This is a genomic window from Mesorhizobium sp. INR15 (genome assembly GCF_015500075.1).
Classification (GTDB): Bacteria; Pseudomonadota; Alphaproteobacteria; order Rhizobiales; family Rhizobiaceae; genus Mesorhizobium.
Genome location: NZ_CP045496.1, coordinates 2083580 through 2103019, shown reverse-complemented (window position 1 = coordinate 2103019; position 19440 = coordinate 2083580). Strand labels below are relative to the sequence as shown.

The 19440-nt window shown below is 62.9% G+C and carries 24 protein-coding genes; 12 read left to right on the top strand and 12 right to left on the bottom strand.

What is annotated here, in order from left to right; genetic code table 11:
* Positions 1–36: 36 nt before the first annotated feature.
* From GA829_RS10240 to GA829_RS10220, 5 genes are read right to left on the bottom strand one after another with little or no spacing between them, the layout of a single operon-like run.
* Positions 37–621: a sarcosine oxidase subunit gamma gene (locus GA829_RS10240; RefSeq protein WP_195178377.1), complete on the bottom strand. Its 585-nt coding sequence runs from the start codon at positions 619–621 to the stop codon at positions 37–39.
* Complete coding sequence (locus GA829_RS10235) at positions 614–3622, bottom strand: sarcosine oxidase subunit alpha (protein WP_195178376.1); 3009 nt, start codon at positions 3620–3622, stop codon at positions 614–616. Before GA829_RS10235 ends, GA829_RS10240 begins: the two co-directional genes overlap by 8 nt.
* Entirely contained in the window at positions 3619–3915 is a 297-nt protein-coding gene (locus GA829_RS10230; protein WP_195178375.1) for a sarcosine oxidase subunit delta, read from the bottom strand. The genes GA829_RS10235 and GA829_RS10230 overlap by 4 nt, the downstream gene beginning before the upstream one ends.
* A 10-nt stretch (positions 3916–3925) precedes the next feature.
* The gene (locus tag GA829_RS10225) at positions 3926–4348 is read right to left on the bottom strand and encodes a hypothetical protein (protein WP_195179594.1); all 423 of its coding nucleotides are present in this window, start codon (positions 4346–4348) and stop codon (positions 3926–3928) included.
* Between the two features lie 2 nt (positions 4349–4350).
* Positions 4351–5604: a sarcosine oxidase subunit beta gene (locus GA829_RS10220; protein ID WP_195178374.1), complete on the bottom strand. Its 1254-nt coding sequence runs from the start codon at positions 5602–5604 to the stop codon at positions 4351–4353.
* Positions 5605–5805: 201 nt separating this feature from the next.
* On the opposite strand from GA829_RS10220, the gene GA829_RS10215 reads away from it, so the two are divergent.
* The 8 genes from GA829_RS10215 (at position 5806) to GA829_RS10180 (ending at position 11943) form a co-directional block, all read left to right on the top strand.
* Entirely contained in the window at positions 5806–6174 is a 369-nt protein-coding gene (locus GA829_RS10215; RefSeq protein ID WP_195178373.1) for a YrdB family protein, read from the top strand.
* Between the two features lie 102 nt (positions 6175–6276).
* Positions 6277–7035, top strand: a complete 759-nt coding sequence (locus GA829_RS10210) for an SDR family oxidoreductase (RefSeq protein ID WP_195178372.1) — start codon at positions 6277–6279, stop codon at positions 7033–7035.
* A gap of 88 nt (positions 7036–7123) precedes the next feature.
* Positions 7124–7537 (top strand): SET domain-containing protein, encoded by a 414-nt coding sequence (locus GA829_RS10205; protein WP_195178371.1) that lies wholly within the window; start codon positions 7124–7126, stop codon positions 7535–7537.
* Between the two features lie 199 nt (positions 7538–7736).
* Complete coding sequence (gene rpsU / locus GA829_RS10200) at positions 7737–8015, top strand: 30S ribosomal protein S21 (RefSeq protein WP_023671138.1); 279 nt, start codon at positions 7737–7739, stop codon at positions 8013–8015.
* A gap of 191 nt (positions 8016–8206) precedes the next feature.
* Complete coding sequence (locus tag GA829_RS10195) at positions 8207–9064, top strand: tetratricopeptide repeat protein (protein WP_195178370.1); 858 nt, start codon at positions 8207–8209, stop codon at positions 9062–9064.
* Positions 9065–9238: 174 nt separating this feature from the next.
* Positions 9239–9712, top strand: a complete 474-nt coding sequence (locus GA829_RS10190; RefSeq protein ID WP_195178369.1) for a DUF992 domain-containing protein — start codon at positions 9239–9241, stop codon at positions 9710–9712.
* An 80-nt stretch (positions 9713–9792) separates the two neighbouring features.
* A complete protein-coding gene (locus GA829_RS10185) occupies positions 9793–10275 on the top strand; it encodes a DUF992 domain-containing protein (RefSeq protein ID WP_195178368.1) in 483 nt (160 codons plus the stop codon).
* Positions 10276–10500: 225 nt separating this feature from the next.
* Positions 10501–11943 (top strand): MFS transporter, encoded by a 1443-nt coding sequence (locus tag GA829_RS10180; RefSeq protein WP_195178367.1) that lies wholly within the window; start codon positions 10501–10503, stop codon positions 11941–11943.
* On the opposite strand, the gene GA829_RS10175 is transcribed toward GA829_RS10180, so the two are convergent.
* Positions 11940–12659, bottom strand: a complete 720-nt coding sequence (locus GA829_RS10175) for a Crp/Fnr family transcriptional regulator (RefSeq protein WP_195178366.1) — start codon at positions 12657–12659, stop codon at positions 11940–11942. The genes GA829_RS10180 and GA829_RS10175 overlap by 4 nt on opposite strands.
* Positions 12660–12880: 221 nt before the next feature.
* On the opposite strand from GA829_RS10175, the gene GA829_RS10170 reads away from it, so the two are divergent.
* The 3 genes from GA829_RS10170 to GA829_RS10160 all read left to right on the top strand — a co-directional run bounded on the left by GA829_RS10170 (position 12881) and on the right by GA829_RS10160 (position 13644).
* A complete protein-coding gene (locus tag GA829_RS10170; RefSeq protein ID WP_195178365.1) occupies positions 12881–13117 on the top strand; it encodes a DUF6894 family protein in 237 nt (78 codons plus the stop codon).
* A 102-nt stretch (positions 13118–13219) separates the two neighbouring features.
* Positions 13220–13453, top strand: a complete 234-nt coding sequence (locus GA829_RS10165; RefSeq protein ID WP_195178364.1) for a hypothetical protein — start codon at positions 13220–13222, stop codon at positions 13451–13453.
* Complete coding sequence (locus tag GA829_RS10160; protein WP_195178363.1) at positions 13450–13644, top strand: hypothetical protein; 195 nt, start codon at positions 13450–13452, stop codon at positions 13642–13644. The genes GA829_RS10165 and GA829_RS10160 overlap by 4 nt, the downstream gene beginning before the upstream one ends.
* A 29-nt stretch (positions 13645–13673) precedes the next feature.
* Here the strand turns inward: GA829_RS10160 and coaBC are convergent, their stop codons facing one another.
* From coaBC to ubiE, 6 genes are all read right to left on the bottom strand, one after another.
* The gene (gene coaBC, locus GA829_RS10155) at positions 13674–14906 is read right to left on the bottom strand and encodes a bifunctional phosphopantothenoylcysteine decarboxylase/phosphopantothenate--cysteine ligase CoaBC (protein ID WP_195178362.1); all 1233 of its coding nucleotides are present in this window, start codon (positions 14904–14906) and stop codon (positions 13674–13676) included.
* 25 nt (positions 14907–14931) lie between these two features.
* Positions 14932–15309 carry a type II toxin-antitoxin system VapC family toxin gene (locus tag GA829_RS10150; protein ID WP_308462339.1) on the bottom strand — a complete coding sequence of 126 codons (378 nt, stop codon included), beginning with the start codon at positions 15307–15309 and terminating at the stop codon, positions 14932–14934.
* Between the two features lie 26 nt (positions 15310–15335).
* On the bottom strand, positions 15336–15584 hold the full coding sequence (locus GA829_RS10145) for a FitA-like ribbon-helix-helix domain-containing protein (RefSeq protein ID WP_195178360.1): 249 nt from the start codon (positions 15582–15584) through the stop codon (positions 15336–15338).
* Between the two features lie 2 nt (positions 15585–15586).
* The gene (locus tag GA829_RS10140; RefSeq protein WP_195178359.1) at positions 15587–15793 is read right to left on the bottom strand and encodes a FitA-like ribbon-helix-helix domain-containing protein; all 207 of its coding nucleotides are present in this window, start codon (positions 15791–15793) and stop codon (positions 15587–15589) included.
* 74 nt (positions 15794–15867) lie between these two features.
* Positions 15868–17442 (bottom strand): 2-polyprenylphenol 6-hydroxylase, encoded by a 1575-nt coding sequence (gene ubiB / locus GA829_RS10135; protein ID WP_195178358.1) that lies wholly within the window; start codon positions 17440–17442, stop codon positions 15868–15870.
* A gap of 70 nt (positions 17443–17512) precedes the next feature.
* Positions 17513–18289, bottom strand: a complete 777-nt coding sequence (gene ubiE / locus GA829_RS10130; RefSeq protein WP_195178357.1) for a bifunctional demethylmenaquinone methyltransferase/2-methoxy-6-polyprenyl-1,4-benzoquinol methylase UbiE — start codon at positions 18287–18289, stop codon at positions 17513–17515.
* 135 nt (positions 18290–18424) lie between these two features.
* Here ubiE and GA829_RS10125 point away from each other — a divergent pair, with 135 nt between their 5' ends.
* Positions 18425–19399 carry an adenosine deaminase gene (locus GA829_RS10125; RefSeq protein ID WP_195178356.1) on the top strand — a complete coding sequence of 325 codons (975 nt, stop codon included), beginning with the start codon at positions 18425–18427 and terminating at the stop codon, positions 19397–19399.
* Positions 19400–19440: the final 41 nt, after the last annotated feature.

The window sequence follows — 19440 nt, the reverse complement described above, 5'->3', positions numbered from 1 at the left end:
GATGCAGAACGAACCTGCCCTGCAAACGTTCCGAGTTCAGACGGCTGCGTCGCGCGATCCCTCGGACAGGAAAGTAAAGACATAGTCGGAGAAGGAACGCCAGCATTCGACCCGGAAGGCATCGGCTGCCGTGCGCAACAGCACGATCTCGACCTTGCCCAGGATGGTGCGGGAGCACGCACCCACAGGGAAAGCATCCAGCGACAGGTCCTGCGGACAGCCTGAATTGACCGTCGCCGCTGCCCCTTCACCGGTAACCGCGATCGCGATGTTGCGATGCGAGACACCCACCGCCGAATGCAGGGCCGTGACCTTGGCGCAGTCTGCGAGCGGATCACCTCCGGCTTCATCGATCACCAGCCACTCGTCGGGTCCGAGCCACAGCGCCGTGCGGCCGGCCTTCGAGGCAGATGTCTTCGGCGCCTTGGGCAAGATCACGCCGAGCGCCTTCGAAAGTGCCGCCAGCGAAGCTTCCGGTGCGCGCAGCGACATCCGTTCGGCCGGCGGCAGCACCTCGACCTTGGCAGCAGTGGCGGACGTGTTGCGCCCAGCCAGCGCCGGGCGGCGCTGCACCGACGGCGTTGCCTGTGGCGCGGTGGTTTTTGCAGCAGCCTTAGCCATTGAGGCGTCCTCCCGTCTCGTCCAGGAACACCATTCCGGTAACCTCCACTTCGATCACCCCGTTCGGCATCGGCACATAGAGCGTGTCGCCCATGCGGTCGCGGCCGCCGGCAACCAGCGCCAGCGCGATCGAACGGCCGCAATTTTCCGACCAGTAGCTTGATGTGACGTGGCCGATCATCCTCATCGGGATCGCCTGTTTCGGATCCTCGACGATCTGCGCGCCCTCTTCCAGGACCACCTTCGGGTCCTTGGTCTTCAGGCCGACCAACTGCTTGCGGCCCTTGGCGACAAGGTCCGGTCTCATCATGCCCCTGATGCCGACGAAGTCCGTCTTCTTCTTGCCGACCGCCCAGTCGAGGCCGGCATCGTTCGGCGTTACGGTGCCGTCAGTGTCCTGGCCGACGATGATGTAGCCCTTCTCGGCGCGCAGCACGTGCATCGCCTCGGTGCCGTAGGCGGTGGCGCCGTGCTTCTGGCCCTCGGCCCACAGCGCCTCCCATACGGCCTGGCCGTAATCGGCCGGAACATTGACCTCGAAGCCGCGCTCGCCGGTGAACGACATGCGGAAGAGCCTTGTCGGCACGCCGCAGATCTTGCCTTCGCGCACCGACATATGCGGCAGCGCCGCGTCCGACATATCGATGCCTTCGACCAGCGGCGCGATGATGTCGCGCGACTTCGGGCCTTGCACCGCGATAACAGCCCATTGCTCGGTGATCGAGGTCAGCCAGACGTTGAGATGCGGGAACTCGGTCTGGAGATAGTCTTCCATGTGGTTCATGACGCGCGGCGCGCCGCCGGTCGTCGTGGTCACATGGAAACGGTCCGGCGCCAGCCTGCCGACGACGCCGTCATCATAGATGAAACCGTCCTCGCGCAGCATAATGCCATAGCGGCAGCGGCCGGGCTCCAGCTTCTCCCACGGATTGGTGTAGAGCAGTTCCATGAATTTGGCCGCATCCGGCCCGACCACTTCGATCTTGCCCAGCGTCGAGGCGTCGAACAGGCCGGCCTTGTTGCGGACGGCGACGCATTCGCGGTCGACCGCCGCATGCATGTCTTCGCCCGCCTTGGGGAAATACCATGCGCGCTTCCACTGCCCGACATCCTCGAACACGGCACCTTGTGCCTCGGCCCAGGGATGGATCGCGGTTCTGCGCGTCGGGTCGAACAGCGGCCCGCGTGCATGGCTGACGATCGCGCCGAACGTCACCGGCGTGTAGGGCGCGCGGAACGTGGTGAGGCCAACTTCCGGGATCGGCTTGCCGAGCGTCTCGGCGGCAATCGCCAGACCGTGCATGTTGGAGGTCTTGCCCTGGTCGGTCGCCATGCCGTTGGTGGTGAAGCGCTTGACGTGCTCGATCGAGCGCATGCCTTCATGCACCGCCTGGCGGATGTCCTTGGCGGTGACGTCGTTCTGGAAATCGACAAAGGCCTTGACGGTCTTGTCCGGTCCGGCGCCGGGTGCCGCGCCAAGCATGCCGCGCGACCAGCTTTCCGAGGCGTCTACCTTCGGCTTGGTGCCCTTGCCCGCCTTAACGCTAGAATCCTTGGCGCCGGCTTCCTTGGCCGCTTTGGCGCCCGCCGCATAGGCTTCGTCGACCGATGCCGACAGGCCGTCCGTGCCGTTGCAGGCACCAACCGAGATACAATCCTGCGCATAGGTGCCCGGCACGAAGCGCTTGGTTTCGTCGTTGAAGGCAACCTTGCCGCGTGACTGCGAGAACAGATGCACGGACGGCGTCCAGCCGGCCGACATCAGGATCGCATCGACCGGAATGGTGCGCTCGCCGCCGCCATTCTTCGGCTGCACGGTCATCGACGACACACGCAACTTGCCGCCGGCGCGGATCACAGCGCGGCCGAAATTGACCTCGATGCCGAGCGCCCTCGCCTCGTCGATCACCGGCCCGGTCGGATTGTCGCGCAGGTCGACGATCGCGGCCACGTTGACGCCGGCCTTCTTCAGATCGATTGCCGCGGCATAGGCGGAATCATTGGCGGTGTAGACGCCGACATTCCTGCCCACCGCCACGCCATAGTGATTGAGATAGGTGCGCGCCGCGCCGGCCAGCATGATGCCCGGCCGGTCATTGTCGGCAAACACCATGTGCCGCTCGATGGCGCCGGAGGCCAGCACGACGCGCTTGGCGCGAACCTGCCACAGCCGCTCACGCGGCAGATCATGGCCAGGTGTCGCCAGATGGTCGCTGACCCGTTCGACCAATCCGACGAAATTCTGCGCGTAGTAACCGAAAGCGGTCGTGCGCGAGAGCACGCGGACATTGTGCATCGCACGCAGCTTGGCGATGGCCGCCAGCGCCCAGGCAAAACCACCCTGGCCGTCGATCTTCGCGCCCGTCTCGAAACGCAGGCTGCCGCCGAATTCGGCCTGCTCGTCGGCAAGAATGACGCGCACCCCGGTTTCAGCCGCCGCAAGCGCTGCCGCGATGCCGGCGGCACCGCCGCCAAGCACCAGCACTTCGCAATGGGCGTAGCGCGAGGAATAGTGGTCGGGGTCCGGCTTGTCGGGCGAAACGCCAAGGCCTGCGGCGGCCCGGATCTTGGGCTCATAAAGGTTTTTCCAGGCCGCCTTCGGCCACATGAAGGTCTTGTAGTAGAAGCCGGCCGAGAAAAACGGCGAGGCAATGTCGTTGACGGCGCCAACGTCGAAGGACAGCGACGGCCAGCGGTTCTGCGACTGGGCGGTGAGCCCGTCATAGAGTTCCTGCACGGTTGCGCGCACATTCGGCGTCTGGCGCGCCGCGTCGCGCTCGATCCGGACCAGCGCGTTCGGCTCCTCGGCGCCCGCCGACAGGATGCCGCGCGGACGGTGGTACTTGAACGATCGGCCGACCAGATGGACGCCATTGGCAATCAGCGCCGAAGCCAGCGTGTCACCCTCGATGCCGGCATAGGACTGGCCATCGAAGCTGAAGCGAGCGCTCTTCGCCTGCTTGAGGCGGCCAGCGCCGGGAATACGGAACGCGCCGCTCATTTGGCAACTCCCGGCAACTTCGAAGGCTTCGGTTCGCCGGCCTTGTAGGTCATGATGAACTTGTCGGTGACGGTATCGCGCACGGCGTTGAAGAACCGCGCGCAGCCATGCATGTGCCGCCAGCGCTCATGGATGATACCTTTGGGGTTTGAGCGGATGAAGAAGAACTTTTCGAAATCGTCATCACTCTCGCCGGCCATGTTGGCCGAGCGCGCGATATGCGCCTCGCCGGCATTGCGGAATTCGAGTTCCGGACGCTCTTCCTCGCAATAGGGGCAGCGGATGAGAAGCATGTATTTGTTCCTACAATTCGCCGTGGCCGACGCGCGCGCCGGCGGGTTGATCGCAAAGCTTCTGGCCCATGGTCACAAAGGGCGCGACAAGTGCCATACGCTCCTCGACGCTTGCCGAGGCTCGAAACAGATCGCGGTTGGCCATGTTGCCCAGCGTCAGTTGCATCGGATCCGTGGTGACGATGACGCCGCTCGGTTTGAACGTCTCGTCTTCGTCAAGGTCGTCCGGCTTGCTTTCAAAGAACATGACCACTTTCTGGCCGGCGCTCCAGACGCAGGCCAGCGTCCCCTCGTCGATTGAAAACGGCCAGCCCGCTTCGTTGCCGGCGCGGCTGATCGGTTGCAGCCGCACCTCTTCCGGCGTCGGAAAATGGAACATGCCTTGTTCCCCCGCCAGCATCAGCGGCACAGCGACTGCCACTTCGGCCATCATCATCAGTGCGCCACCGCCGCCGCCGCCGCTTCGTCGATGAGCCGGCCGGTGCGGAAGCGCTCGATGGTGAAGGGCGCGTTGATCGGATGCGGATCGTCTTTGGCAATCGTATGGGCAAAGACATGGCCCGAGCCCGGCGTCGCCTTGAAGCCGCCCGTGCCCCAGCCGCAATTGACGTAGAGGCCAGGCACCGGCGTCTTGGCCAGGATCGGCGAGCGATCCGGCGTCACGTCGACGATGCCGCCCCAGGAGCGCAGCATCTTCATGCGCGTGAAGATCGGGAACATCTCGCAAATCGCATCCAGCGTATGCTGCAGGATGTGCAGGCCGCCGGTCTGTGAATAGGAGACATACTGGTCGGTGCCGGCGCCGATCACCAGTTCGCCCTTGTCGGACTGCGAGATATAGGCGTGCACCGTGTTGGACATCACCACGCAAGGCACCACCGGCTTGACCGGCTCCGACACCAGCGCCTGCAGCGGATAGCTTTCCAGCGGCATGCGCACGCCGGCCATGTTCATGATGACGGACGAATGCCCGGCGGCAACGACGCCGACCTTCTTGGCGCCGATGAAGCCGCGTGTCGTGTCGACGCCCATGACGGCGCCGTTCGGCGCGCGCTTGACCCCGGTGACCTCGCAATTCTGAATGATGTGCACGCCGCGCGCCGAGGCGCCGCGAGCATAGCCCCAGGCGACGGCATCGTGCCGCGCCGTGCCGCCACGGCGTTGCAGCGCCGCACCGACCACCGGATAGCGGGCTTCCCTGGACGTATTGAGCGGCGGGCAGAATTCCTTCGCCTGCTCAGGCGTCAGCCATTCATTGTCGATGCCGTTCAGCCGGTTGGCATGGACGTGGCGCTTCAGCACCTGCACGTCGTGCACATTATGCGCCAGCATCATGACGCCTCGCGCCGAATACATGACGTTGTAGTTGAGTTCCTGGCTCAACCCATCCCACAATTTCAGCGCATGATCGTAGATGCCAGCGCTCTCGTCATAGAGATAGTTGGAGCGGATGATGGTGGTGTTGCGGCCGGTGTTGCCGCCACCGAGCCAGCCCTTTTCCAGGACGGCGACATTGGTGATGCCGTGCACCGTGGCAAGGTAATAGGCGGTGGCAAGACCGTGGCCGCCGGCGCCGACGATGATGACGTCGTATTCCTTCTTCGGCTCAGGCGAGGACCATTGTTCCTCCCAGCCCTTGTGGCCGCGCATGGCCTCGCGGGCGATGGCGAATACCGAATATTTTTTCAACGTTCCAGCCTCGCAAATGGCAGCCAAGCGTTCATCAGGCCTCGGCGCGCGAGGTGTATCACTAGCGAAACGCGGCTTCCACCCTTGCGCTGTTTGCGACGGCGCTTGCCGTTTTGCGCCGCGATGAAAAACACACATGCAATCTGGCGGCTGCAAGTGCCTTCAGCCACACTGCTTGCCGTGAGTCTCGGGAGAACGATTGTGGGCAATGCCTGGTGGAATATGACGTTGCGCTTCCTGCTTGAGCTCGCGGCCCTGCTCGGCCTCGGCATTGCAGGCTGGAGCCTCTCAGGTGGGATATGGCGCTGGATCCTCGCCCTCGCCTTGCCGCTCATCGCTGCGGTGCTGTGGGGCACATTCGCCGTGCTCAATGATCCCAGCCGGTCAGGCCGCGCACCGGTTCCGGTTCCAGGCATGGTGCGGCTGGTGATGGAACTCGTCATCCTGTTTGGCGGTGCCGCCGGATTCCATCTCGCCGGTCACACGGCCACGGGCATTGCCATGGCTCTGCTGATCGTCGTCAGCTATGCCTGCTCGCTTGATCGCCTGGAGTGGTTGCTGAAGCAGTAACTCCGAGAAGCCTGTCAGGTTTTGGGTGGCTCCAACCCGCCCCATTTGCGACCAAGCATCCGATCGCCGGCGAAGCTGGCGCAAGGGAAAAGGATGCCAGACATGCTCGCACTCACCAACAAGATCGCCATCGTCACCGGCGCCAGTTCCGGCATCGGCCGCGCCACCGCGAAGCTGTTTGCCGAGGAAGGCGCCAAGCTCGTCGTCACCGGCCGTCGCCAGGCGGAGCTTGACGCCCTCGTCACCGAAATCGAGGAGGCCGATGGCGTCGCCGTCGCGCTCGCCGGCGACGTTACCGAGGAGGACTTCGCGAAAGCGCTGGTCCGCCTCGCCGTGGAGAGGTTCGGCGGGCTCGACATCGCCTTCAACAACGCCGGCGCCGTCGGCCCGATGGGTCCGGTGCCCGACATGTCGCCAAGGACCTGGCACGGAACGATCGACACCAATCTGACCAGCGCCTTCCTTTGCGCGAAACACCAGATACCGGCGATGCTGGAGCGCGGCGGCGGCTCGCTGATCTTCACGTCCAGCTTTGTCGGCCGCACCGCCGGCATACCCGGCATGGCCGCCTATGCCGCCGCCAAGGCGGGCCTGATCGGGCTGACGCAGGTTCTCGCCGCCGAATACGGACCACAGGGCTTGCGCGTCAACGCGCTGTTGCCCGGCGGCACCGACACGCCGGGTGCGACCACCACCACGCCGGAAGCACGCGCCTTTGTCGAAGGCATCCACGCCTTGAAGCGCATGGCGCAACCCGAAGAGATCGCGCGCTCGGCACTCTATCTGGCTTCCGACGCCTCGAGTTTCACCACGGGAACCGCACTATTTGCCGATGGCGGCGTCTCGATCAACCGGACGTGACCCGAAATCTCAAGCAGATGGTCTTGCTTTTGCCTGAAGATTGTCGATTGCCTATCTCGGCACAAGAACATTCGGGCAGGGAGAGACCATGCTGCTGATCAGCACCTACGTCGCCGCGAGCAGTATCGAAGGCGTCGGCGTCTTTGCCGCCGTGCCGATCCGCAAAGGTGCCTCGATATGGCGGCTCGATCCGGATTTCGACCGGCTGATCCCGGTGGCAAAGGCGGTTTCCGCACCGCCCCACCTCAAGGAACTGCTGGAGCGTTATGCCTATCCGAGTCCCGACAAGCCGGGCTTCATGGTCTATGAAGTCGACAATGGCCGCTTCATGAACCATGCCGACGATCCGAACACCGATTTTTCCCAGTTTGGCGGCGCCACCGCGACCCGAGACATCGCGGCGGGCGAAGAAATCACCTGCGATTACGCCGAATTCCACGACGGATTTTCACTGCTTCCAACGCCAGGCGAGGCTGTCGCGATGAATGGCGGCGCCACCTGAGCACCGCCTGTCGGACCGGGATTGGTTGCCGCCAGGCGCACTCCCAAGGCCCAGAAAAACGAAAACACATACCGTGGACAGTGGACAGCGCGGCATGATTCTGGTATCAGCCGCCACAATTCGTGGTGTAGACCGCCGCGGAGGCTAGTGGCTATGGCTGCTTGCCTGTTGATTTCAAACACGAAAGACAGGATTGCCCGTGCAGGTACTCGTCCGCGATAACAACGTTGATCAGGCGCTTCGCGCGCTCAAGAAAAAGATGCAGCGCGAAGGCATTTTCCGCGAAATGAAGATGCGCGGCCATTACGAGAAGCCTTCCGAGAAGCGCGCCCGTGAGAAGGCTGAAGCCGTCCGCCGCGCCCGCAAGCTGGCCCGCAAGCGCGCACAGCGCGAAGGCCTGCTGCCGATGACCCCGCGTCCGGTTGCTGCTGGCGCCGCCGGTGGTCCTGGTGGTGCTCCGCGCCCGCCGCGGTTCTAACGCCAATTTTTCGTCCTTTTCGAAGGATATCAGAGGTGGCGCGATGCGGAATCGCCGCCACCTTTTTGTTTAGAGCGATGGGCGTTGAATTGGACGCGCAGCGTACGGCCTAGGATTTTGCGATACCTTTGACCCGGCCCGGAGGGGGAACCGGACCTGAGCGGCGCGGCGGCAGTGAGGACAGGGCAGATATGAACGCAATCACCGTGGAGCGCCGAGCCACTTGGCGCGGTTTCGCCCTGACGGCAGCCCTGCTTTCCGGGTTGGCACTCGCAGGCTGCCAGACGGCTGGCCCAACCGGCGAGTTCAACAACATCGACAAGGCACAGGGGTCGAGCGAGAACATCTCCTCGCTGTCGGCGGTGATCCAGCGCAATCCCCAAGATCCTGAAGGCTACAATGTGCGCGGCTCGGCCTATGGCCGTGGCGGCCAGTACCAGGCGGCATTGAAGGACTTCAACACCGCGATCCAGTTGAACCCGAATTTCTACCAGGCCTATTCGAACCGGGCTCTCATCCAGCGTTTCCTCGGCAATCAGCCGGCGGCCTTGGACGACTATAACCACTCGATCCAGATCAACGGCAGTTATGACGCCGCCTATATCGGCCGCGGCAATCTCTATCGCAAGGCCGGTCGCACCCAGGAAGCCTTCAACGATTTCCAGAAGGCGATCCAGCTCGACACCACTGATGCGCGCGCCTACCACAATCGCGGCCTGATCTATCAAAGCCAGGGCCAGCACAAATTCGCCATCGAGGATTTCTCGACCGCCATCTCGCTGGCGCCGGACGCTGCCGAGCCTTACAACGGCCGGGGTCTCTCCTATCTGGCACAGAACGACGAGGACAACGCCTTCGCCGACTTCAACATGGCGATCAAGCTGGATGGCAAGAGCGCTGAAGCGTGGGCCAACCAGGCTCTCGTCTATGAAAGACGCGGCGACAAGGCCAAGGCGGCGAAATCCTATCGCGAAGCCGTCCACCTTGATCCGAGCTACCAGCCGGCCAAGGATGGCCTGTCACGCACGTCGGGCGCCGCGGCCGGCTAGAACCCGGCTGGCGCCGCAATGCCTCGCCTGCGCGCGATCCGCCGGCAACACTGTCACTCAACCTTAACCACAGGGGTCAAAGCGCTGACCCCTTGCCTTGTTCGCGCCAAGTTTTCGGCGGAACGGTCTGCTCACTTCAGCCGTTATTGCAGGCATTTGCGAAAGGACCTCACCATGATCAAGAAACTCATCTGCGCCGCCGCGCTAGCCACGACCGTGTTTGCCGCCCCGGCCAGTGCCGGCAAGCTGGAGCTCGGCGTGCTCGACTGCACCATCGACGGCGGCACTTCCTTTGTCATCGGTTCCAACAAGGGCGTGGCTTGCACCTTCCGCCCGCATCATGGTGGCCCTTCGGAAGCCTACACCGGTGTGATCTCCAAGCTGGGCATCGATCTCGGCCAGACGCATCAGGGCCAGTTGGTATGGTCTGTCCTGGCAGCGACGCGCAGCCGCGAGTCCGGCGATCTTGCCGGCCATTATTATGGCGTGAACGCCGAAGCCAGCGTCGTCACCGGTGGCGGCGCCAATCTTCTGGTCGGTGGCCTGGACAGCGCTTTCTCGCTGCAGCCGCTGAGCGCACAGGCGCAGACGGGCGTCAACCTGGCGGTCGCGGTCACCTCGCTTGAGCTGATTCACTCCTACAAATAATCATCTTGATGCCTCACCGTGCGGCGCGGAACCGGATAGGATCAACCGTCCCGTCCCGCGCCGCACGACCGAGGTCCCGAATGCCAAAGACGCTTGTCGCCATCGCCGCCCTCGCGGCCACTCTCGCCGGCCCGGCGAGCGCGCAGGACCGAGGCATTGAACTCGGCACGCTGGATTGTGCGATAGGCGGCGGCACCGGTTACATTTTCGGCTCGAGCAAGGATCTGAGCTGCACCTTCACCCCTGCTGACAAGACCTTTACGCCGGAAGCCTATTTCGGTGTCGTCAACAAATACGGACTCGACATCGGCACCACCAAGCAGACGGTGATGCAGTGGCTGGTGCTGACGCCGCTGAAAAACATCTATGCGCCGGGTGCGTTGGCTGGCGACTATATCGGCGCCAGCGCCGAGGTCACGGCAGCGGTTGGCGCCGGCGCCAACCTGTTGGTCGGCGGCTCGTCCCAGGCCTTCACGTTGCAGCCGCTCAGCCTGCAGACGCAAACCGGCATCAACATCGCGATCGGCGTCAGCCAGTTCCAGTTGCGTAGCACCGAGAACTGATCGTCGATCTATCGTCGGCGCATCGCGAAAATTCCCTCTTGAAAAAACTGCTTGAGCTCAACCTCGGTTGAGGTTCTACAAGCCTGCTTCGAACGGAGCGGCAAGCCCGATTGGGCACGAAACGCGCTCCCACGCCTTTGGCCGGTGCATGGTCCTGCCGGAAGTCGGAGCTGGCTTCTGGTGTCCCGTGCTTGCGTCAAGTTATGGAAGATTCGAGGAGTTAACGTGACCGACATCAGCACAAACAAGGTCGACTGGCGCGCTTTGTGGGCGACCGGCGATCTGGCGCGATTCTGCTTCGTCAGCCTTGGCATCCTGTTGCACGCCACCAATGAGACAATGGTGGCAACGGTAATGCCGGCCATGGTCGGCGAGCTGGCCGGCGTGCAGCTGGTCGGCTGGTCGCTGGCGATCTACGAACTCGGCGCCATCGTTGCCGGTGCCGCGGCCGGCCGGCTGGTGAGCTATGTAGCACTTCGTTCCAACATGATGGCCGCTGCCCTGCTCTACGGTGTCGGCGCGCTCGTCTGCGCCACCGCGCCCTCGATGGAACTGTTCCTTGCCGGACGGTTGATCGAGGGCCTGGGCGGCGGCGCGCTGGTATCGCTGGCTTATGTCTCGGTCGAGCGGCTCTTTCCGCGCTCCATCTGGCCGCAGCTCTTCGGCATCATGTCGGCTATCTGGGGCGTCGCCGCCTTCAGCGGTCCTATGCTCGGCGCGATCCTGACCGAGCTCCTGTCGTGGCGCTGGGCCTTCGGCATCTTCACGCTTGGCGGTGCGGTCATGGCGCTGGCGAGCTTCATCGTGCTCAACACGCCGGAAGCAACCAGGCCCAAGGCAACTTCGGGCAAAGCCCCGCCCTTCCCCTTCGCGGCACTCGGTTGTCTCGCCATAAGCGTTGTCCTGATCGCCTCGGCCGGGGTCGACATCGCGTTGCTGCGCTCGTCCCTGCTGATGGTCGTCGGCCTGATCGGACTTTTTCTGTTCTTCCGCATCGACGCGCTGAAGCCGTTGTCCCGGCTTTTCCCCTCGCGGCTTTTCTCGTGGCGCTCGCCTGTCGGCGCCGGCATGACCATGGTCGCGGCCTTTTCGGTGGCGACCTGCTCGTTCGGCGTCTACGGCCCACTGCTTCTGACCAGCCTGCACGGCATTCCGATCCTGACGACCGGCTACATCATTGCAGCGGAATCCATCGCCTGGTCGATCCTGTCGATCCTTGTCGCCAACGCGCCGCCGCAACGCGAACGGCTGATCATCGTCGCCGGCGCGATGATGATCACGGCGGGCATAGCCGGCTTTGCCTACACGGTGCCGCTGGGGTCGATTCCATTGATCCTGCTCTGCGCCCTGCTGCAGGGCGGCGGCTTCGGCATCGCCTGGCCGTTCCTCACGCGCGTCATCGTGGCCTCCGCCCCCAACAGCGAACAGACGATCGCCTCCGCCGCGGTGCCGACCATGCAACGTATCGGCTACGCGGTGGGCGCGGCGCTGGCAGGGATCATCGCCAACGCCAGCGGCTTTTCGGAAGGTCTCAACCGCGAGGCGGCCGCCAATGTCGCGTCCTTGCTGTTCCTCGCCTTCGTGCCGCTCGGCGTTGTCGGATGCCTGGCGGCACTTCGCATGTCCGCCAGAGCGAACCGACCGATGCCGGCGGCCAGCCACCTCTAGCGCGGCTCGCGCATCATGCTGAGATAAGTTGGGTCGAACTCGGCGATTTCCTGCAGCCGGTGCCAATCGAGAATGGTCACCGTGTGGTTTGCCCAGCTGACGACGCCAAACTTGCGCAGAGCGCCAATGACGCGATTCATGTGCACAACGGACAGGCCCAGCACATCGGCCATTTCCGCTTGCGAGAGCGGCAAATGAAAACTCATCCCGTTGGTGCGTTTGACGACCTGCAGCCGCACGAAAAGCTCGCACACAAGATGGGCAAGATGCGAGGTTTTGGAGCGTCGCCCCATGGCGACGATCCATTCGCGGTGGATCGCGCCATCGACCAATGTGTCCAGCCACAACAGGCGCGTCAGATGCGGCGCCTCTTCTGTAATCGCACGAAGCCGGCTGTGATCGGAAAAGATCACATGGCAGGGAGACAGGGCAACAATGCCGTGGTCCATGGTCTTCAGAAGGAATGCATGAAGGTCGACGAAGTCACCCGGCACCTGCAATGACGTAAACTGCCGGCCGCCATTCTCCAGCACCTTGTAGCGCGCTGCCAGGCCATCGAGGATAAGGGTGCTGTAGGTCGGGCGCGACCCGGAGGCCACGATGTCCTGGCCGATCGAGAAATGCCTCTCGAACGTCATCGCACCGGCGAGCAACGCCTTCTCCGCATCGGAAAGCGCATCATGCTGGCCAAGATTCAGATAAAGGGGTTCAAGCACCGCAACCTCCAGCGACAGGGCTCAGAGCCGATCGCCAAGTGTTGTGTCGGAAGCAAGGGGCGGCTGCCGCTGCACTAGGCCTTCGGGCGGTGACGGGCATTAACATTTGTTAGACTGCGCTTATTCTCCGGCAAATGCCACCACTGATGGAACAATCGATTAGCCCGCGAATTGACGGTTGAATCATACCTTTGGGCCATCAAGTTAAGCCGAGCCGCACCATGCCTCGATACTATCTTGACCTTTACAACGGCGACGGCCTGACGGTGGACGATGAAGGCCAGGTTTTCGAAACACGCGAACGCCTGCGGCGAGAAGCAATCCGCATATTGCCTGATATCGTTCGAGACGAGATGCTGGAAGGCGATCGAACGGCCATCACGGTCAAGGTCCGCGACGAGGACGGACACCGCATCTTCGAGGCATCGCTGGTCATCTCCTCGGGCTGGTGCGACTGACTACTCTCCAAGCACAGCACGAAAAAAGGCCGCGGAACCATCATTTGTAATCGTCAACGCCGCCGCCTCGCTGCACCATGACGCGGAGGAGGATCTGGCGAGATGACGACAATTCAGAAACCGACGTTCCGGCAGGTCGCGGAACAGTACATTGACAGCAGGAAGACAGTGGCAACGCCCATATCAACGGCACACGCGCTTCTCGCTTTGAAATCGGCCATGCCGAACTGTGCCCTGTCCGATCCCGAGCTTGTGAACCTGGTGATCGAACTGGCCGTGCAACGTGGCAGAAGTGTTCATTTCGATGTGCCGGCAGCAAGGGCAAGCGGCATATGAACCGAGCGAAGGTCGATACGGAGCGCGACGAACGGGCCAAGCGCGAATCTCAGATTGTCATTGCCGCCGAGCGGGCGGCGCGTGAAGACAAAACCGCCAGATTGAAAGCGCTGCGCCTTGCCATGCAATCAAACGAGTCATTGGCAACCTCCGAAAAAACGTCGCCGCATCGTAGCCGCCCCAAAGCCTGATCCCTTTCGGCCCAGCCGGAGATCGTGATCTAGACGACCACCGTCTTCAGCCGATCCGCGATCAGGGCGGCGAGCCGAGCAGCCACTTCGTCCTTGCTCATCTCCGGCCATTCCTCGATGCCGGCTTTCGAGACGATACGGACCCGGTTGCGGTCGCCGCCCATCACGCCCGAAGGGCCAATGCCGCTCTCGTGCGAGACATCGTTGGCAACGATGAAATCAGCGCCTTTCTTCTTCAGCTTGGCCTCGGCATTGGCGACCAGATCCTGTGTTTCGGCGGCGAAGCCGACCACCAGCGACGGACGCTGCCTGTGATGGCCGATGCCCGCGAGAATGTCGGGATTTTCGACCATTTGCAGCGCCGGCGGCCCCTCGCCGGCCACCTTCTTGATCTTCTCACCCGCCGAATTCTGGGTGCGCCAGTCAGCGACGGCGGCCACGAACAAGGCCGCGTCAGCCGGCAGAAGCTGTTCCACCGCATCGCGCATCTCTTCGGCGCGTTCGACATGGATGGTTTTCACGCCAACCGGATCGGCGATGTTCACTGGCCCCGATACAAGCCGCACATCGGCGCCAAGCCTTGCCAGGGCCGCCGCGATGGCATGGCCCTGCTTGCCCGACGAACGGTTGGCGATATAGCGCACCGGATCGATCGGCTCATGCGTGGGGCCGGACGTGACGATGATCTTGCGGCCCGACAACGGCTTCGGGCTGACATCGAGCAGCGTCTCGATGGCGGCGACGATCTCCAGCGGTTCGGCCATGCGGCCTTCGCCGGCTTCGTTGCTCTCGGCCATCTCACCTTTGGCCGGGCCGACAAAGGCAATTCCGTCCTTCTGCAGTGTCGCACGGTTGCGGCGCGTCGCTGGATGGGCCCACATCCTGGGGTTCATCGCCGGTGCCATCAAGACGGGCTTGTTCGTGGCAATAAGCACCGTGGAGGCGAGATCATTGGCATGGCCATTGGCGAGCTTGGCCATCAGGTCCGCCGTCGCTGGCGCCACCACCAGCAGGTCGGCTTCGCGCGACAGCCTGATATGGCCGACATCATGCTCGTCCTGACGATCGAACAGGTCGGTGAAGACGTGGTCGGCGGATAGCGCCCCGACCGACAGCGTGGTGACAAACTCCTGCGCGGCCGATGTCATGACGACACGCACCGCCGCGCCGCGCTCGCGCAACCGGCGGATCAGGTCGAGCGCCTTGTAGGCGGCGATGCCACCGCCAATGATGAGCAGGATGCGCTTGCCGGAAAGGGTCATGGCCGGGACCAGTTCTTGTAATATGTCATGCCGGCTTCAGAGCCGGTTCGATATCGGTATGGATGAAATCATTGCCCTTGAAAAGCAGCGGCATGTTTTGGGTCTTGGCCAAGGCATAGGCGAAACAATCCCCCATGTTGAGTTTTGCCGGATGGCCATTGCCCCGGCCATAGAGCGCATAGGCCTCTATTCCAGCCTGCGCGTGCTCGGCCGAGAAAGCGACAATCGTGACTTTCAGCCTTGTCAGAAGGCCCGTCAGCGCGGCCGTGCCTGCCACGCCAAAACGACCGCCGACAACCGTGCCGCATTCCATCATGGTTGCGGCGCTCATCAATATCCGTTGATTTCCCGCAAGGCGCTGGGCAATTGCCGGTGCATCAGGTTCCTGCTTCAGGATAGCCAAAATTGCCGAGGTGTCGACGACCAAGGTCAGCCCTCCTCGACAAACGACCAGAGATCATCGGTCAGCTTCTTTTGATCGAAGTCCACTTTTCTCAATCGTCTGCCGAACTCGAGGATCTCCTCTGCGGTAACGATGTCATGCTCACTGGCCGGTATCGCCTCCTTGAGCAACAGGCTTCTCACCTCCTGCTCCATCGACACGCCATGTCTGGCCGCGCGCTCGCGCAGCCTCTGCTTCAGATCGTCGTCGAGATTGCGGATGGTCAGGGTGCCCATGACTACTCTTGCACCCCTGCGCTCGATTGAGCCGCAGTCTTCCTGAATGTCATGCCTCGGTGGTCGAAGCCCTTCGTGGTCGGAAGTCCAACCGATGCCGCCAGTATGTCCCGCGCTTCCTGCTCCATGGAAACGCCGCGCGCCGCGCCGCGTTCACGCAGCTGCTGCATGACACTATCTTCCAGATTGCGGACTGTAATCCTGGCCATATGCGCACTCCTGCACGCTATATAGTGCTACCAAATCCCGACTGCAATGACAGCAATGCTGTCGTTGCAGTCATTCAGACCAGCTTCCAGGCGATATAGATCAACGTCAGCGCGATCACCCAAAGCGCCAGCCGCCCGGAGCGGCTGTAACGCGCCTCGGCCTTGCCGATGGCACGCGCCGTGGTCTCGTCGAAGCGCAGGCCGTGTTCGGCCATCAGGTCGATCTCACGCGATAACCGCTCGGTGCGGGCCGCGAGCTCCGGCGCCTGACGGGCCAAGGCCAACAGCGCCTTGGCGCCATCGCGCGCATCGACCATCAGGCCACGCGGACCAAGGTTGCCGGCAATCCAGCCGCCCACCACCGGTTCGGCGGTCTTCCACATGTTGAAGGCAGGATCGAGCGTGCGCGCCACGCCTTCGACCACGACCATGGTTTTCTGCAACAGGATCAATTCGGGCCGCGCCGCCATGTCGAACAGTTCGGTCACCTCGAACAGCAGCGTCAAAAGCTTGGCCATGGAAATCGTCTCGGCCGGCTGGCCATGGATCGGCTCGCCAATCGCCCGGATCGCCTGCGCGAAGGCCGCGACATTGTGCTGGCGCGGCACGTAGCCAGCCTCGAAATGCACTTCCGCGACACGCAGATAGTCGCGCGTGATGAAGCCGTAGAGGATCTCGGCAAGGAACCGGCGCTCCTTCTTGCCAAGCCTGCCGGCAATGCCAAGATCGACAGCGACAATGGTGCCGTTTGCTTCGACGAACAGGTTTCCCGGATGCATGTCGGCATGGAAGAACCCATCGCGCAGTGTATGCCGTAGAAACGACTGGATGAGGTTGGTGGCAATCGCTTTGAGATCGTGACCGGCGGCTTCGAGGCCGGCAATGTTGTTCATCTTGACGCCGTCGACCCATTCCATGGTCAGCACGTCGCGGCCCGTACGCTCCCAGTCGACGGAAGGCACGCGAAAGCCCGGATCATCCCTGGTGTTCTCGCCGAGTTCCGAGAGCGCTGCCGCCTCAAGCCTGAGATCCATTTCGATCCTGGTGGTCTGCGCCAGGGTCTCGGTCACCTCCACCGGCCGCAGCCGGCGTGACGAAGGGATGTATTTTTCCTGCAGGCGGGCGGCGAGGAAATAGCTCTCGAGATCCTGGAAGAAGCGCCGGCGCACGCCAGGCCGGATCACCTTCACCGCAACTTTCGTGGTGACCCCGTCACGAACCGTGTCGGCGGCATGAACCTGGGCAATGGAGGCCGCCGCGACAGGATCGCCGAACTGCGTGTAGAGATCACCGATCTTGCGTCCGAGCGAGGCTTCGATCGCCGCGACCGCTTCGGCCTTCGGAAAGGTGTGCATCTTGTCCTGCAACATGGCGAGATCGAGCGCCATGTCGTTGCCGACGACGTCGGGCCGGGTCGCCAGGAACTGACCGAGCTTGACATAGGACGGGCCGAGCCGGACCACAGCCTTGGCCAGCCGGTCGCTGCGCTCATAGGCCAGCGCGCGGCGGCGAGTGAAAAGCCGCGCCAGCCGCCAGCCGAATTTCGGCAGGCCTGACAATTCCTCGCCCGGCAAAGCGGCAACGACACCCTCGCGGACCAGCACCCAGCCGGCCCGTACAAGCCGAAATCCAGCGGCAACGGTGCTCATGAGTGGGCTCGCCCTGCTGGCTTTGCGAACCGGCATACAGCACATCGATCATGAAGAATGCGGGTCAGCCTCAAAGCTTCCAGCCCGAATGAAGTGCCGCGATGCCGCCGGAATAATTGCGGAACGAGACGCGGTCGAAGCCCGCGCGGGTGATCATGGAAGCAAAATTCTGCTGGTTAGGAAACTTGGCGATCGATTCGACCAGATAGGAATAGGGCTCGCCGTCTCCGGTCACCGCCTTGCCTATCGCCGGAATGGCCTTGAACGACCAGGCCTCATAGACCTTGTCGAGCAGCGGCATTTCGACTTCGGAGAATTCGAGGCAAAGCAGGCGGCCGCCGGGCTTCAGCACGCGGAACGCCTCACCAAGCGCGACATCGATGCGCGGCACGTTGCGAATGCCGAAAGCAATCGTATAGGCGTCGAATGTGGCATCCGCGAAAGGCAGTTCCTCGGCATTGGCCTCGACGAAATCGGTATTCCGCGACATGCCCTTCTTCTCGGCGCGGTCACGGCCGACGGCCAGCATCGAACCGTTGATGTCGAGCACCGTGGCATGGGCATGGCCATGGCTGGCCTCGACGATGCGGAAGGCGATGTCGCCGGTGCCGCCGGCCACATCGAGCACGCGCCAGCCCGGTCTCTTTGGCGGATTGAGCCATGTCACCATGGCGTCCTTCCACAGCCGATGCAGTCCGGCCGACATCAGATCGTTCATCAGGTCGTAGCGGTTCGCAACCTTGTGGAAAACATCGTTGACCAGGGACTGCTTGTCTTCAGCCCCTACACGCTTGAAACCATAGGAGGTTTCCATGCCGCCCGCGGCCGTGGTTCGCTCAACTGACATTTTTTTGATCCGTCATAAAACCGGCGGGACCATAGCCGATCGATGGTGCGGGCGCTATTGTTTAAGGCGCGGTGTTCGGCCGCGCTTCCAGGTGGTGGGCGTTTGCGACCTGGACCGACCAGACGGGAAGATTGAATGCCTTTGAAAGCAGAACTGCACTGCCACATCGAAGGGGCGGCGGCGCCCGAACTCGTCATCAGCCAGGCAAGGAAATACGGCAAGGACACCTCGCCTTATATTCAGAACGGCTCCTTTGTCTGGCACGATTTCACCTCCTTCCTCGCGGCTTACGATTTTTCCGCCGATCTGTTCCGCACCGAGGAGGATTATGCCCGGCTGGCCGACCACTATCTGACCAGCCTTGCCCGCGATGGCGCCATCTATTCCGAGGTCTTTACCTCACCGGATCATGCGAAAAAGGCCGGCCTGTCGCCCAAGGCCTACACCGATGCGCTTGGTGAAGGCATGGCCCGCGCCAAGGCCAAGACCGGCATCGAAGGCCGCATGATCGTCACCGGCGTACGCCATGTCGGCGTCGAGTCCATCGAGCAGGCGGCGCGCTTCGCGGCACGCTGCGGCAATCCGCTGGTGACCGGCTTCGGCGTCGCCGGCGACGAGCGGATGGGTGATTTCGAGGATTATGTGCGTGCCTTCGAGATCGCGCGTGAAGCTGGGCTCGGCATCACCATCCATGCTGGGGAGTTGATGGGCTGGGAAAGCGTGGCGGCAGCGCTAGACCACATCCGCCCTTCCCGCATCGGCCATGGCGTGCGCGCCATCGAGAATCCGGACCTTGTCAGGCGCATCGCCGACGAAGGGATCGTTCTCGAATGCTGCCCTGGCTCCAACATCGCGCTGAAAGTCTTCGACAGCTTTGCCGACCATCCGTTTCCGGCCTTGCAGGCGGCCGGCTGCAAGGTGACGCTCAATTCCGATGATCCGCCCTATTTCTGGACCTCGCTGAAGCGCGAATACGACATCGCCGCCGAGCATTTCGCCATGAACGAGAAGGCGCTGGCCAATGTCACCCGCACGGCCATCGAAGCCGCTTTCGTCGACAGGAAGACCAGGACCGCCCTTCTCGCCAAGCTGAACGGCAGCGCGCGCTGATTTTCTTCGACAAAGCTGTGGTCGGCGCCGGCAAACGGTTC